This is a genomic window from Longimicrobium sp., from assembly GCA_036389795.1.
Classification (GTDB): domain Bacteria; phylum Gemmatimonadota; class Gemmatimonadetes; order Longimicrobiales; family Longimicrobiaceae; genus Longimicrobium.
Map to the genome: position 1 here is coordinate 13734 of DASVWD010000080.1, position 14579 is coordinate 28312.

Annotated in this window: 7 protein-coding genes; all 7 read right to left on the minus strand. The window is 74.3% G+C overall.

Annotated elements, in window-relative coordinates:
- Positions 1-50 precede the first annotated feature (50 nt).
- The gene (locus VF746_10665) at positions 51-1256 is read right to left on the minus strand and encodes a peptidoglycan-binding domain-containing protein (GenBank protein HEX8692873.1); all 1206 of its coding nucleotides are present in this window, start codon (positions 1254-1256) and stop codon (positions 51-53) included.
- Between the two features lie 649 nt (positions 1257-1905).
- On the minus strand, positions 1906-3003 hold the full coding sequence (locus VF746_10670) for a sugar transferase (protein ID HEX8692874.1): 1098 nt from the start codon (positions 3001-3003) through the stop codon (positions 1906-1908).
- A gap of 41 nt (positions 3004-3044) precedes the next feature.
- Positions 3045-5438 (minus strand): polysaccharide biosynthesis tyrosine autokinase, encoded by a 2394-nt coding sequence (locus tag VF746_10675; protein HEX8692875.1) that lies wholly within the window; start codon positions 5436-5438, stop codon positions 3045-3047.
- A gap of 9 nt (positions 5439-5447) precedes the next feature.
- Positions 5448-6152 carry a polysaccharide biosynthesis/export family protein gene (locus VF746_10680; GenBank protein HEX8692876.1) on the minus strand — a complete coding sequence of 235 codons (705 nt, stop codon included), beginning with the start codon at positions 6150-6152 and terminating at the stop codon, positions 5448-5450.
- Between the two features lie 133 nt (positions 6153-6285).
- Positions 6286-8727, minus strand: coding sequence for an EAL domain-containing protein (locus tag VF746_10685; GenBank protein HEX8692877.1), 2442 nt, complete (start codon positions 8725-8727; stop codon positions 6286-6288).
- A 614-nt stretch (positions 8728-9341) separates the two neighbouring features.
- On the minus strand, positions 9342-11660 hold the full coding sequence (locus tag VF746_10690; protein HEX8692878.1) for an ATP-binding protein: 2319 nt from the start codon (positions 11658-11660) through the stop codon (positions 9342-9344).
- Between the two features lie 795 nt (positions 11661-12455).
- Entirely contained in the window at positions 12456-14021 is a 1566-nt protein-coding gene (locus VF746_10695; GenBank protein ID HEX8692879.1) for a PAS domain-containing sensor histidine kinase, read from the minus strand.
- Positions 14022-14579 lie beyond the last annotated feature (558 nt).

Below are 14579 nucleotides of genomic sequence, written 5' to 3' on the forward strand. Positions count from 1 at the left end.
GCCTGCCCGATTCGGACCGGGACGCGGGCGGCGCGTCCCGGGCCGGACCGCTACCGGTAGGCGGGGTCCAGCTCGGTCAGCTGCGCGCGGATCGACGCCCACGCGCTCTGGAGCTGGCCCGACGCTCTCGAGCGCTGCAGCGCGGCGTCCACCCGCCTGGCCGCGGAGATCAGCGCCCCGCCGGCGGAGACGGAGCCCTCGGCGTTGCCGGAGACGCGGACCAGCTGCTCGTACAGCGACGCGTTGTCGGCGAACGCCGACAGCGCGAACCAGAGCTCAAGGTCGCCCTCGGAGTACGTGCGGCGCGCGTCCAGGCGGCCGGTGGCGGAGACCGCCAGGTCCTGGCGGTGGCGGCCGACCAGGGCCTGGGCGCCCCGGCGCAGGAGCGAGGCCTCCTCGGGCGAGAGGACCGCGCCGTCGGCCGCGCCCGCTTCCGCCTGGAGCCCGAGGGCCACGGCGGTGCGGCCGTCGAGGTTCCCGGTGGCGATGATCCCCCGGTCGACCTGGAACTCGAACAGCGCGCGCTGGGTGGCGTCGTCGAGCTGCCCGTGGACCGGGCCGCGGTAGTAGTTCTGCCGCGCCAGCGCCTGCTGCGCCGCGCGGATCCTCTCCGCCGACGTGTAGATCGTGAACGCGTCGGGCGACCGCGTGGCGCCGCGCCGGCTCAGCGCCAGCCCCTGCTCGAGCTGGACCGCGAGCCGGGTGCCGGCGGGAACCTGGACGTCGCGCGCCGCCGACAGCAGGGCGCCGAGCGCGGACAGGATCCCGGACGCGGGGCTGCGCTCGGAGCCGGCACCCGCGATCGCCGCTCCCACCCCGCCGCGCCCGCCGACCAGCACCACGCGGGCGTTGGGATCGGACTCGATCTGGCGCCGCTCGGCGGCGTCGGTGCTCGTCAGCTTCCCGTTCAGGGTGTGCACGCTGCCGTCCGGCAGGGTGAGCCGGTCGAAGTCGACCTCCATGACGCCCGAGCGCTGGCGGTCCGCGGGCTGCGCGAAGGTCACCACGCCCCGGATCCGGCTCCCCGCGGGGATCACCGTGAAGCCGTCGGCGCTGACGGTGTCCACCACGACCGTCTCGAAGGTCTGCCCGGTCCGCGCGCTGGCCGACTCGAGCGGGCTGGTGGTCCGCACGATGATGACCGTGCCCTCCGGCAGCACCACCCGCGGCTGCGCGGGCAGCTCCGACGCGGGAAGCGCCATGGAGAGCAGGGCCGCCGCCGCGCCGAGCAGGTACGTCGTTCGCCTGTTTCTCATGCTGAGTCCTCCTGACCAGTGATGGCGAATGGCTCATCAGCGCACGCGGCGGTTTGCACGAATTGTTCCGCCCCGGCCTGCGGCGCTTTCTCCGAAGCCTTTCGTCAGCAACGCTTTATGCCACGTCTGCGAGCGTCGCTGCAATCCAGAATCGAACGGATTGTATCATACGACCTTCCGAAATCGCCTGTGCAAACCACACACGAAGTCATCCTGAGGGAGCGTCCGCGCGTAATTCGCTCCCGCACCAATGGTGGGACGCGACCGAAGGATCTACTCCGCGTGTCTGGTGGCCAGATGCAGTGCGCAGAAGCCGGCCTCGCTCCGGGGTGAGTAGATCCTTCGGTCGCCGCCAAACATCGTTGCCGAGGCAGGTTCGGCGCAGCGGCTCCCTCAGGATGACATCTCCTTTGTACAATCAATCGCAGAAGCCGGTATCACGCAGAGATGCAGAGACGCAGAGGGTCTTTGCAGTTTCTCCTCTGCGTCTCTGTGCCTCTGTGTGAGCCAGGCGGTTCGGGGAATCCGGCGCGGGAATGGTGCAGACGACCATGCTCGGACTTTGAGTGGCTTCTTTCCGGGAAGCAGAAGCGCCCGGCTCCTCGAAGGGGCCGGGCGCTTCCGGGATGATCGTCGGACGAGAAGTCGCTCAGTAGGCACCCTCGGCGGAGAGGACGGCGCGCACCGTCTCGACCAGGAGCCGCGCGTCGGTGACGGGGGAGATGCGCTGCGAGTAGCGCAGGTCCATGCGCACCATGGTCTCGTAGCTCACGCGGCTCCTGCCGCGCACCTGCCACAGCCCCGTGATCCCGGGCTTGGAGCCCAGCACCCGGCGGTAGTACCAGCGCGCGTAGCCGGCCTGCGCGTACGGCGGCTCGGGGCGCGGGCCCACCAGGCTCATGTCGCCCTTCAGCACGTTGAAGAGCTGCGGCAGCTCGTCCAGGCTCCACTTGCGGATCACCCGGCCCACGCGCGTCACCCGCGGGTCGCCCTTGAGCTTGAAGCCGCTCCCCTGGCTCCCCGAGATCAGCGCCTGCAGGAAGCGCTCGTGCGACTCGGAGCTCGCGTCCACGTACATCGAGCGGAACTTGAGCATGGTGAAGGGGCGCCCCCGGTAGCCGATGCGCTCCTGCCGGAAGAGGAGCGGCCCCGGCGAGGAGAGCCGCACCGCCAGCGCCACCAGCAGGAGCACGGGGCTCAGGACCACGATCGCCACCAGCGCCCCGGCCACGTCCATCGCCCGCTTCCACGCCGGGTACGGCTGCAGGCAGGGCGGCAGCGGCTCCAGCACGCTCGCGGCGGCCGCGGAGTCGCGCTCGCCTCCCTCCACCGCCCGGGCGAGCGAGGGGACGGCCTCGGGAGAGGCGATCCAGTCGCCCGGATAGGTGAAGACGGCGTGGGCCGCGGGGGGCGTGCCCGCCGCCTCCAGGGTGTCCACCACCTCGCGGGCGACCAGGTCGGCGCCCGGGCGGGCGGTGTCGGTGAGGAGGGCCCCCACCGCGCCGCTCTCCATCCAGCCGATCTCGTCGGTCTCGCGCAGCCGCCGGCCGAGCAGGTGCACCACCTCGCGCGCGCTCCCCTCGGCCGGGGCGAGCACCACCAGCGAGAACTCGCGGCAGGTGCGGTCGGCCCGGGCGCACTCGCGCCGGAGCAGGGTGCGGAAGTCCTCGGGCTCGTGCACCGGGCGCGGGGGCGGTGCCGCGGGCCTGAGCCACCGGACGAAGGGGGCGAAGAGTCTGAGTGGCATGGTCTCCAGCAGCATCGGGCGTGGCTGGTTCGCGTAAGGGCTCAGGACTGCGTGCCGTAATAGGTGCGGGCGTACCCGTAGTAGCGGTACGCGCTGTCGTAGCGCGCGTCGCGGTCGAAGTCGACGTCGTTGATCACCCCGCCCAGGAGCGACGCCCCGGCCTTCTGCAGCTGCTCGGCCGCGGCGGCCAGCGCCCCGAACGGCGTCATCCCGCTGCGGGCCACCAGCACCACGCCGTCGGCGTACTGCGCCAGCACGGCGGCGTCGGCCACCACGTGCACGGGGGGCGAGTCGATCACCACCCGGTCGAAGTTCTTCACCGCCCACTGCAGCAGCATGCGCACGCGCGAGGAGCGGAGCAGCTGCGTGGGGGGGTCGGCCAGCGTCCCCGCGGCCAGGAAGGTCAGCGTGACGCCCGGGCTCACCTCGGCCTCGCGCGCCGCCTCGATCCCCACCCGCCCGGCCGCCACGTCGGCCAGGCCCGGCACGCCGTGCGAGCCCAGCAGCGCGCCCACCCGCCCGCGCCGCATGTCGGCGTCGATCAGCAGCACCCGCTCGCCGCGCTGCGCCAGGCTCACGGCCAGGTTCACGGCCGTGGTGGTCTTCCCCTCGCCGGGGATGGCGCTGGTGAGCAGCACCGTCTTCAGCTCGCGCCCCGCGGTGGCGAAGAGGAGGTTGGTGTGCAGCCAGTCGTAGGCGTCGCCCTCGGGGGTGATCGGGTCGGCCACCACCAGCGGGGCCGGCGCCCCCTTCTCGGCCTGCTTCGGCAGGGCGGCCAGCGGCTTCGGCAGCGCGCGCGCCGCGGGGGCGCGCAGCGCCTTGCTGCGCAGGCGGGGGATCATGGCCAGCACCGGCGCGCCGATGGCCAGCTCCAGGTCGCCCGTGGTGTGCACGGTCTCGTCGGTGTACTCGCGCAGGTAGCCGATGCCGAGCGCCAGCAGGAGCGAGAGGAAGAGGGCGCCGCCCAGGATCAGCTTGGGGCGCGGCGACACCGGGTGCCCGGGGAGCGCCGCCGGGTCCACCACGCGCACGCTGGGGTCCTCGACCGCCTCGGCGATCTCGGCCTCCTTGAGCCGCGCCTGCAGGATGGAGTGCAGCTGCGCCAGCACCTGCGGCTTGCGCGACAGGCGGGCGAACTCCATCTCCTTGGCGGGGATGCGGTCCAGCCGTCCGCGGCTCTCGCCCAGGCGCGCGTCGAGCGCCGAGATCTGCCCGGCCAGGGCGCCGCGGTAGGTGTCGGCCATCCCGCGCAGCTGCCCCTCGATCTGGCGCATGCGGTTGGTGAGCGCCTGCACCTCGGGGTCCTCGGGCTTGCGGCGCACCAGGAGCGCGGTGCGCTCGTCCTCCACCCGCGAGAGCGAGGCGAGCAGCCCGGCGGTGGTCTGGTTCCCCATGAGCGCCGGGAAGGCGGCCAGCTGCCGGTACGGCGAAGGGTCGCCCGGGCGCGCTGCCGCGGCCTCGCGGTCCACGCGGCGCAGCAGCGCGTCGAGCGCGCTGTGCTCGGTGGCCAGCCCGCCCCGCTCGACCTGGACCTGGGCGAGCTGGGCCAGCTCGCTCTGCCCCTCGGCTTCCAGGTTCACCACGCCGGCGCCTTCCTGGAAGCCCTGCAGGACCTGCTCGGAGCTGGCGAGCTGCGCGGCGATGGTGTCGAGCTGCTCGCGCAGGAAGCGGGCGGTGCTGCGCGCCGTGGCGGTGTGCGTCTCCCGGCGCAGCGCCACGAAGCGGGCGGCCAGCACGTTGGGGACGTCGCGCGCCAGCACGGGGTCGCCGCTCTTGTAGGCGAGGCGCACCACGTTGGCGTCGCGGCTGGGACGGGTGACCTCGAGCGAGCCCACCAGCGCGCGGGCGGCCGCGTCCGCGTCCACCACGCGCAGGTCCAGCCGGGCGTGCCGGGCGGCGGCGGGGGCCAGCACGGCCTCCACTCCCGGGAGCCGGAGCGCCCCGCCGGGGGCGACCGTGCCCAGGCGCGCCTCGGTGGCGGCGTCCTCCACCGCGAAGCGGCCGTCCTCGCCGCGCACCAGGCGGTACTCGCCCGCCGGGGCGTCCGCCGCCACGCGCACCTGCGTGAAGAGGCGGCTGCGCACGGCCCGGCGCGGCGCCGTCACCTCGAAGCGCAGCGCCAGCGAGTCGGCCACGGCCGCCGCCAGGGTGCGGGTGCGCAGCACCTCGATCTCGGTGCCCACGCCCCCGGCGTTGCCCAGCAGCGTCACCAGGTCCAGCTGCTGGGTGGTGCCGGGCCGCGGCTGCGACTCGTCCACGCGCACCAGCGCGCTGGCCTCGTAGACGGGGCGGGTGGCCAGCACCAGCGCCGCGCCCGCGACGGCGCCGAGCGCCAGGCAGGCGGCGAGGATCCAGCGCTGGCGGACCAGGATCCCCAGGGCGTCCCCCAGGCCGGAGCCCGCGCCGTGGGATGAATGGGCGTTCGTCGCGCGCATCGTGCTTCTCTATCGGGTGAGGAGGCCGACCAGGAGGCCGACCCCGGTGGTGACGATGCCGACCAGCGTGCCGGTGTTGCGGTCGGCCCAGCTGCGCTGCTGCACGAAGAGCTGGTCGCCGGAGCGGATCGGGGTGTCGGCCAGTCGCTCGCCGCCGGTCAGGCGGATGTCCATGCGCTGGCCGCCGCGGATGAGCTGCACCTGGTTCCTGCGCCCCTCGGGGGCCACGCCGCCGGCCAGCGCCAGCACGTCGGCCACGGTCATGGTGCCGTCGACCGGGTAGAGGCCCGGGTTGCGCACCGACCCCAGCACCTGGATGCGGCGCAGCAGGGTCACGTCGATCACGTTGTGCGCCAGGTAGCGCGTGTACGCGGCGGTGACCTGCCGGCGCAGCTCGTCCTGCGTGATCCCGGCCACGTTCATCGGCCCCACCTTGGGGAGCACGGCGGTCCCCTGCTCGTTGACGGGGAACTCGCCGGAGAGGTCGGGCTCCTGCCAGATGCGCAGCTTGATCACGTCGCCCGGCCGCACCACGTCGCCGGCGGCCAGGGCGGGCGCCGGGGCCGGGGGCGGCGGCGGGGCCGGCTCTCCCACCGGCCTCCCCAGGAGGCGGGGCTCGCTCCGCGGCGGAGTCGTCTGCGCCGACGCCCCCTGGCCCGCCAGGGGGGCCGCCGCCAGGACCAGCGCGGCGATGAGGGTGAGCCGTGTGCGCATGGCACGCTCCGGGGTTCGGGGGATGGCACGCATATCTGCCTCTATCTCTCTCTCGGTCCCGAGTCCTGAGTCCTCAGTGCCCAGTGCCCAGTGCCGTTACGCACTTTCGCACTCACGCACTCACGCACTTCCTTCATCCCAGCTTGATCCCGCTCATGATCACCGCCTCGGCCTGTTCGGCGCCCAGGGGCTCGGAGAGGTGGTAGCCCTGCGCGTAGTCGACCTCCAGGCTGCGCACGCGGTCGAGCTGCTCCTGCGTCTCCACGCCCTCGGCCACCACGGAGAGCTCCAGCGAGTGGGCCACCTTGACCATGGCGGCCATCAGCTTGGTGCTCTCGCCGTTGTGGGTGACCAGCGAGCGGTCGAGCTTCAGGCTCTGCACGGGCACCTGCTGCAGGTGGCGGAGACTGGAGCGGCCGGTGCCGAAGTCGTCCATCTGCACGTGCACGTCGAGCGCGCGCAGCTCCTGCAGCACGCCGCGGCTGGCCTCGGCCCGCTCGGCCAGCACGCTCTCGGTCACCTCCAGCTTGAGCGAGAGGCTCTCCACGCCGGTCTCGCGCAGCACCTCGCGGATGCTCCCCACCAGCTCGGGGGAGAGGAGGTGCTCGCCCGAGAGGTTCACGCTCATCATCACCGGCACGCCGGGGAAGCGCGCCCGCCACGCCTGCAGCTGGCGGCACGCCGAGCGCAGCACGAACAGGTCGATGGCCACGATCTCGCCGGTCTGCTCGGCCAGCGGGATGAACTCGTTCGGGCTCACCACGCCGCGGGTGGGGTGGTGCCAGCGGGCCAGCGCCTCGAACCCCCACAGCGCGCCCGTCTTGAGCGAGAGGATCGGCTGGTACTCCACCCGCAGCTCGCCGCGCTCGGCGGCGCGGGGGAGGTCGCGCTCCAGCTGCAGGCGCGCCTCGATGTTGGCGCGCATCTGGTGGTCGAACACCTCGTGGCGGGCCCGCCCGAGCGCCTTGGCCCGGTAGAGCGCCACGTCGGCGTAGCGCACCAGGTCCTCGGGCTTGTCGTGCTCGGTGGCCGACAGGGCGATCCCCGTGCTGGCGGTGCCGAAGGCGTACTCGTTGCCCAGCCGGAACGGCTCGGCCAGCGCCTTCTCGATGCGCCGCGCCACGCGCAGCGCATCCGAGGCGTCGCGGATCCCCTCCAGGAGCACGGCGAACTCGTCGCCCCCGAAGCGGCAGACGGTGTCGCCCGGGCGCACGCAGCGCTCCAGCCGCCTGGCCACGCCCAGCAGGAGCTGGTCGCCCGCCAGGTGCCCCAGCGTGTCGTTGACCGACTTGAAGCGGTCCAGGTCCATCATCAGCACCGCGAACACCCGCCCCGGGGCGCGCTTGCCCAGGCGGGTGGCCTGGCGCAGGCGGTCCCAGAAGAGGGCGCGGTTGGGGAGTCCCGTGAGCGGGTCGTGCAGCGCGCTGTGGGTGAGCTGCTGCTCCAGCTCCTTCTGCCGGCTCACGTCGCGGGCGAAGCCCATCGAGGCGCGGCCGCCCGCCGCGGAGCGCGCGTGCTCCACCACCTCGAGCGAGACCACCGCGCCGTCCTTGCGCACCACGCGGAAGGGGAGCGCGGGGCGGCCCGGGCCGCCCTGCCCGGCGGGGGCGGCGCCGTCCTCGGCGCTGCCGTCGGCCGGCTCGGGGCGGGCGATCAGGTCGAAGGGGCGGCCCAGGAGCTCCTCGGCCGTGTAGCCCAGCACGTCGCGCACGGTGGGCGAGACGTAGCGGAAGCACCCCTCGCCGTCGGTGGCGTAGAAGAAGCCCGCGGGGATCCCCTCCACCAGCGCGCGGAAGCGCTCCTCGCGCTCGCGCAGGTCGTGCTCGGCCTTCCGCTGCGCGGTGACGTCGCGCGCCACCGCGTAGACGCCCACGGTGCGCTCGCCCAGGTAGATCGGCACGCAGGTGAGGAGCACGTCGGGGCGGCGCTCGCCGCGGCGCAGCGCGCAGGAGACCGTGCCCGCCTCGCCGCGGCCGGCCTGCTCCAGGGCGGCGCGCACCGCCGCGCGGTCCTCGGGCTCCACCAGCGACAGGAGCGGCTGGCCGGAGAGCGCCGAGCGGGTGCCGCCCAGGAGCGCCAGCGTGGCCGCGTTGATCCCGGTGACGTTGCCCTCGGGGTCCAGCGAGATCACCGCGTCGGGGGTGCGCTCGCAGAGCGAGCGGTACCACTGCTCGCGCTCCTGCAGCCGCTGCCGCTCGGCGCGCAGCGCGGTGAGGTCGGCCAGGAGGACGGCCACGCCGTGCACCTGGTCTTCCAGGTCGCGCAGGGGGGCCAGCATGCGGCGCACCCAGGCGCGCCCGCCGTCGCGGCGCACCAGCCACCCCTCGGCCTCGGCGTATCCCGCGCGCAGCGCCTCCTGGATCTCGTGCGACAGGCGCTGCTGGCGCTGGTCTTCGGGGGGGTAGCAGATCGCCAGGCTCTTGCCCACGATCTGTCCCGGGGCGTAGCCGCTCAGGCGCTCGGCCCCGCCGCTCCAGCTGAGCACCTGGCCGGCGAGGTCCACCACGAAGAGCGGGTGGTCGGGCAGCATGGCGGAAACCACCCGGCCGGGGTCGTGGCTCACGACGGTGCTCATCGGCGGGGGAGGATGGCCGCGCACACCGCGCCCGGCACGACGGCGTCCGCCGGGCGGGGCCCGGCGGAGTGCGCGCTGGCGCGGCTGCGGTGGGGGGAACTCGCGGCCATGGCAGAAGGTTCGCAGGGGTTCGCCTGAAAGCGCTCGGTTGCGCCGGGCACGCCGAAGACGGCGGACGGACCCCGCGCTCGCACCGTTGCCGGGGCATCGGGCGTGCCGGGTGTTTCCGCCTGGCCTAAGTGGTTGCGGATGGTGGGTTTAGCGAAATCCGAGCGCGGGGCGGCCGCCGGCCCCCTGCATCGGGCCGTTACAGGCGTTGCTATATCTCGACACCCTGTAACGCGGCGATGCGAGGTTCCCGGAGCGCACCTGGCACCCCGCGCTTCGCACCTCGCGCCGCGGTCCCGGGCGTGTCCCTCCGCTGCGCTCCGTGCCGGGCTGCGCGCGCGGTAGGGCACGATACGACCGTGCGCATCCCTCACGCGAACGGCAGGGGACAGGGGACAGCCTGCCCCACACACCGGGTCGCTGTCGAGTCCACTCTCACGCAGCCGGGAGAGGGCTGCCGCTCCAGGGCGGCGGGTGAGGGCCCCGCGCGGGCGGACTCGGGACTCCTACTCCGCCTCCGCCAGCGGCAGCGTGAAGGTGAACGTCGCGCCCTCGCCCGGCCGGCTGTCGGCGCGGATGGCGCCGCCGTGCGCCTCCACGATGGCGCGGGCGATGGAGAGCCCCAGCCCCGCGCCGCGCCCCGCCGCGCCCTTCGCCCGCCAGAAGCGGTCGAACACCCGCGGCAGGTCCTCCGCCGCGATCCCCGGCCCCGTGTCGGCCACCGAGAGCCGCACCTCGCCTCCCTCGCGCGCGGCCGAGAGGGTGATGCTCCCCCCGCGCGGCGTGTGGGCCACGGCGTTGCCCACCAGGTTCGAGAACACCTGGTAGACGCGCTGCTCGTCGGCCCGCACCGCGCACGCCGGGAAGCGGGTGACGGCGAGCGAGACGCCCTTCTGCTCGGCCAGCGCGCGGTGCGCCTCCAGCGCGCGCTTGAGCAGCACGCCCACGGGGATCGGCCGGGGCTCCACCGAGAACGTCCCCGCGTCCGCCTGCGCCAGCCCCAGCAGGTCGCCCACCAGCCCCCGCATGCGGTCGGCGGACTGGGCGATCATCGCGATCTGCGTGCGCTCGGGGGCCAGCGCCGGGTCCTGCGGCCACGCCCGCAGCAGCGCCCCCGTGGCGATGGAGATCACGTTCAGCGGGCTGCGCAGGTCGTGCGAGACGATCGCCAGCACCTGCTCGCGCCAGCGCGCCGCCGCGTCGGCCGCGCCGAAGAGGCGGGCGTTGTCGAGCGCCAGCGCCGCGCGGCGGGCCAGGTCCTGAATCAGGAAGAGGTCTTCGCGGCCGAGCCGCCGCCCGCGCTGCGTCACCGCCACCGTGAGCGCCCCCAGCGTGCGCCCGCGCGCCCGGAGCGGCACCGACACCAGCGCGCGGGGGTCGTCGGGGAGCCCCCGCGCCGCGCCCGGGGCCGCGTAGAGCGAGCGGCGCACGGCGGGCGCGACCTCGGCGAGCAGGAGGGGGGCGCCGGTGCGGGCCACGCGCAGCACCGGGTGCGCGTCGTCGGGCTCGTGCGCCGGGTGCCGCTCCTGGTCCGCGTAGACCTGCGCGCCCGTGTGCACCAGCGCCGCGCGCGCGAGCGAGCCGTCTTCCTCCAGCAGGTCCACGCGGCAGAAGTCCGCCAGGGCGGGCACCAGCAGGTACGCCAGGCCGGAGAGGAGCGGCGCGCCCTCGTGGACGAGCGCGTCGGGGCTGGCCTCCAGCAGCTCGCCCGCGCCGGCCAGCAGACGCGCGCGCCGCTCCAGCGCCTCCACGCGCACCCGCGCCACCTGCTGGGCCACGCGCAGCCGCTCGTGCTCGCGCTCGGCGCCCACGTCGGCCAGGTGCGCCACGGCGCCGCGCACCGAGCCGTCCGGCGCCAGCAGCGGCGCGCAGTGCACCGAGAGCTCCACCTCGGCGCCGTCCGCCCGGCGCCAGGCCAGCTCCGCCACGGCCGGCTCGCCGCTCTGCAGCACGCGCCCGGCCGCCTCGCGCAGCCCTGCCCACCCCGCGCCGGCCGGCCCGGCGGCGGCCTCGGCGGCGGACCACCCCAGCACCCGCTCGGCGGCCGCGGTCCAGAGCGCCACGGCTCCCGCGGCGTCGAACGCGGCCACGGGGGCGGGCGAGCCGTCGAGCACCTCGCGCAGCGAGTCGGCGGCGTCGCGGAGCGCCTCGCGCTCGCGCAGCCGCTCGACCAGGGCGCAGAGCTGGCGCCCCGCGAAGGCGCACGCCTCCAGCACCGCCGGGTCGGCCGCTTCCGCGCGGCCGGCGTAGAGCTCGACCACCGCCGCCGTCCCCCCCGCCGCGGGGACGGGGAAGGCGACGGCGCTGCGGAGTCCCGCCTCCCACCCCGCGCGGCTGGCGGCGAAGGTGCCGTCGCGGCGCAGGTCTTCGATCCACACCGGCTTCCCGGCGGCGAGAGAGCGGCCCGCGGCGCCGCGCCCGGCGGCGGGGCGCTGCCCGGCCAGCGCGGCGCGGAAGGCGTCGAAGCGCTCCGGCGCCGCGGCGTGCCAGACCGGGGCGCCGGCCACCTCGCCCTTCGCGTCCAGCAGGCAGGCGCGCCCCGCCGGCCAGCCCAGGGCGTGGCAGAGCTCCCGCAGGCAGGCGCGCAGCGCGCCGGTGACGGTGCCGCTCTCGTTGGCGGCGGCCGCCACGGCGGCGCGCGCCTCCAGCAGCGCCACGCGGCGCGCGTCCGGTGACTGCGCCGGGGCGGCCGCGGGGGCGGCGGGGGCGAGGTGGATCGGGACCGGCAGGACGGTCTCGGACGCGCGCTCGGGGGCGGCGCTCCGGCGGGGGGCTGGCTCGCGGCGGGGGAGGGGGAGCGTCCGGCTGCGGCGGGTGGCGCGCATGGCTCGCTCCTTCACGATCCGAGGGTGAAGAGGCGGCGGCCGCGGCAGGCCATCGACCCCGGGAGGAGCATGGGGACCGGCGCGCCGGAGGCCGGCGCGCCGGTGGAAGGCTGGGTCCGGAGGGAGCTTCCCGCGGGAGCGCCGCGTAGGGGAACGGTGGCGGCGCCCGGTTGGAGGTGGGCCGCGGGGGGGAAGGAAGCGCGCATCGTGATGCTCCTGGTCCGGAAGGTCGCGTGGTGCCGGAGACCGGCTGCCGCCCTGGGCGGCCCACGGTGGGGAGGGACGGCCTCCGCCCCGCTCCCACGCGCCGGATGATGCGCGCTCTCTCTCAATGCTTTCTGTTTACCGGATCACCTCCTCTATCACCTTCCTCTCACCCTCGGTCTCACCTCGTTGCAATGATTGTACTTACGAGTTTGTAACGAAACGCGTGGCGGCGAAGGAATCGTCGGTTTAGGAATCCGCGGACACCGCTTTCGGGCGGTCGACGGGCCATCTCGGCGGAACGGTATGGCCCCAATGTCTCACGCAGAGCAGCAGAGTGGTACCACCTTGCAGAGCATCGCTCGGGGATGGCTTCCGAAAAGCCTCACACGGAGGACACAGAGGACACAGAGAACTTCAATCGCGTCTTCAGTTCCTCTGTGTTCTCTGTGTCCTCTGTGTGATTCCAATCTGTTCGGAACCAGAATGATGCTCGTCAACCTGGTATCGGCAGAGGGAAGACGGGTTCTCTGCTGGCTCTGCCGCTCTGCGTGATCCCGGTTTTCGAAGCCTGGGCTGGAAGGAGGGCGGCTACGCGAGCGGGAGGGAGAGCGTGAAGGTGGAGCCCCGGCCGGGGGCGCTCCGGACGGTGACGTCGCCGCCCATGGCGCGGGCCAGGTCGCGGCTGATCGCCAGCCCCAGCCCCGTGCCCTCGTGGGGCGCCGACAGCGAGCGGCCGAGCTGCACGAACGGCTCGAAGATCTCGTCCGTCCTCTCGGGCGGGATCCCCGGCCCCGTGTCGGCCACGCTCACCGTGGCCAGGCCGGCCTCCGCCGCGCAGGAGAGGGCGACCCGCCCGCCGGGCCCGGTGAACTTCATGGCGTTGGAGAGGAGGTTCAGGAGGATCTGCTCCACCTTGAGGCGGTCCGCGCGGGCCACGACGCCCCGCGGGAGCGCCTCCAGCGCGAACTCGAGCCCCTTCGCGGCGGCCTGGGGCTCCACCATGGCGGCCACCGTCCGCGACGACTCGGCCAGGTCCACCGGCTCGATCTCGTAGTGGACCTGGCCGGCGTCGATGCGGCTGTAGTTCAGCAGGTCGTTGACGATGGCCAGCAGGTGGAGCTGGCTCTGGCGGATCCGCTCCAGGTCGTGCAGCTGCTCCTCGTTCACCGGCCCGCGCACCCCCATCGCCAGCAGGTCGGCGTAGCCGCCGATGGCGTTCAGCGGGGTGCGCAGCTCGTGCGACATGGTGGCCAGGAACTCGCTCTTGGTGCGGTTGGCCGCCTCGGCCCGGGCCACGCGGCGCGCGTCCTCCAGCGCCCGCTCCTCGGCCGCCTTCCGCTCGGTGAGGTCGCGCGTGACCTTGGTGAAGCCGATCAGGGTGCCCTCGCGGTCGCGCAGCGCCGTGATCACCACGTTGGCCCAGAAGCGCGAGCCGTCCTTGCGCACGCGCCACCCCTCGTCTTCCACCCGCCCCTCGCGCGCGGCCACCTCCAGCTCCCACTCCGGCTTGCCGGCGGCCACGTCCTCGGGCGGGTAGAAGGTGGAGAAGTGGCGGCCGAGGATCTCGTCGCGGGTGTAGCCCTTGATGCGCTCCGCCCCCTCGTTCCAGCTGGCGATGTGGCCTCCGGCGTCGAGCATGAAGATCCCGTAGTCCCTCACGCTCTGCACCAGGAGGCGGAAGCGCTCCTCGCTCTGGCGCAGCGCCTCGTCGACCCGGCGGCGGTCGGTGAGGTCGCGCGTGACCTTGGCGAAGCCCACCAGCCGGCCGTCGGGCTCGCGCAGCGCGGTGATCACCACGTTGGCCCAGAAGTGCGAGCCGTCCTTGCGCACGCGCCACCCCTCGTCCTCCACCCGCCCCTCGCGCGCGGCCACCTCCAGCTCCCACTGCGGCTTGCCGGCGGCGACGTCCTCGGGCGGGTAGAAGGTGGAGAAGTGGCGCCCGACGATCTCGTCGCGGGTGTAGCCCTTGATGCGCTCGGCGCCGGCGTTCCAGCTCCGGACGTGCCCGCCGGGGTCCAGCACGAAGATGGCGTAGTCGCGCACGCTCTCCACCAGGAGCCGGTAAAGTCCCGCATCCTGCTCCAGCCGCTCCCCGCCTTCGAAGCCGCTCGCGTGCCGCGCGGCCTCGACGTCCGTGCCGCTTCCTTCGACCATCCGAGCCCCCCGGCTTTCACGGGCACGCACGGTGCCCGGCGCCTCCGCCAGCCGATCCCCGGGCGGAGGAGGAGAAAATCCCTGGCGGAATTGCAAGAACAATGCGAAGCGCGGACTCCCCGGCACCGGCGCGGCGACGGCGTTCCGGATCCGGTTTCACGCAAGAGGCGCAGAGAAACGGCCGACACGATGAAGTTCCTCCGTGTCTCCGCGCCTCTGCGTGAGTCCTGCAGTTTTTTCCGGATCGGGAATTGGACGGAGGCAGCGGAGCCGGCAGGGGGGGCCTGGTGCTCTCCGTTGACTCCGTTGACTCCGTGTGAGGCTTTTCAGCAGGAGACCAGCAGAACGCCCCGCCGGCCGCGGGTTCGGCCGACGGGGCGTCGGTGCCTGGCGGAGCGGATGTTTCAGCGCAGCGCCGAGCGCAGCGGAGCGTCGGCGCCGGACCAGAGGGCGGCCAGGGCGGCGTGCCACGCCTCGGCGGTGCGGCGGTCGCCGCGGACCGACGCCACGGCGGCGCGCAGGCGCATGGCGCGCGTGAGGCCGGCCGCCTCGTCCACC

Excerpts from the sequence above, each read along its gene's own strand:
- VF746_10680 (HEX8692876.1), bottom strand. The coding sequence starts at position 6,152 with ATGCGCACACGGCTCACCCTCATCGCCGCGCTGGTCCTGGCGGCGGCC.
- VF746_10670 (HEX8692874.1), bottom strand. The coding sequence starts at position 3,003 with ATGCCACTCAGACTCTTCGCCCCCTTCGTCCGGTGGCTCAGGCCCGCG.
- VF746_10675 (HEX8692875.1), bottom strand. The coding sequence starts at position 5,438 with ATGCGCGCGACGAACGCCCATTCATCCCACGGCGCGGGCTCCGGCCTG.
- VF746_10695 (HEX8692879.1), bottom strand. The coding sequence starts at position 14,021 with ATGGTCGAAGGAAGCGGCACGGACGTCGAGGCCGCGCGGCACGCGAGC.
- VF746_10665 (HEX8692873.1), bottom strand. The coding sequence starts at position 1,256 with ATGAGAAACAGGCGAACGACGTACCTGCTCGGCGCGGCGGCGGCCCTG.
- VF746_10685 (HEX8692877.1), bottom strand. The coding sequence starts at position 8,727 with ATGAGCACCGTCGTGAGCCACGACCCCGGCCGGGTGGTTTCCGCCATG.
- VF746_10690 (HEX8692878.1), bottom strand. The coding sequence starts at position 11,660 with ATGCGCGCCACCCGCCGCAGCCGGACGCTCCCCCTCCCCCGCCGCGAG.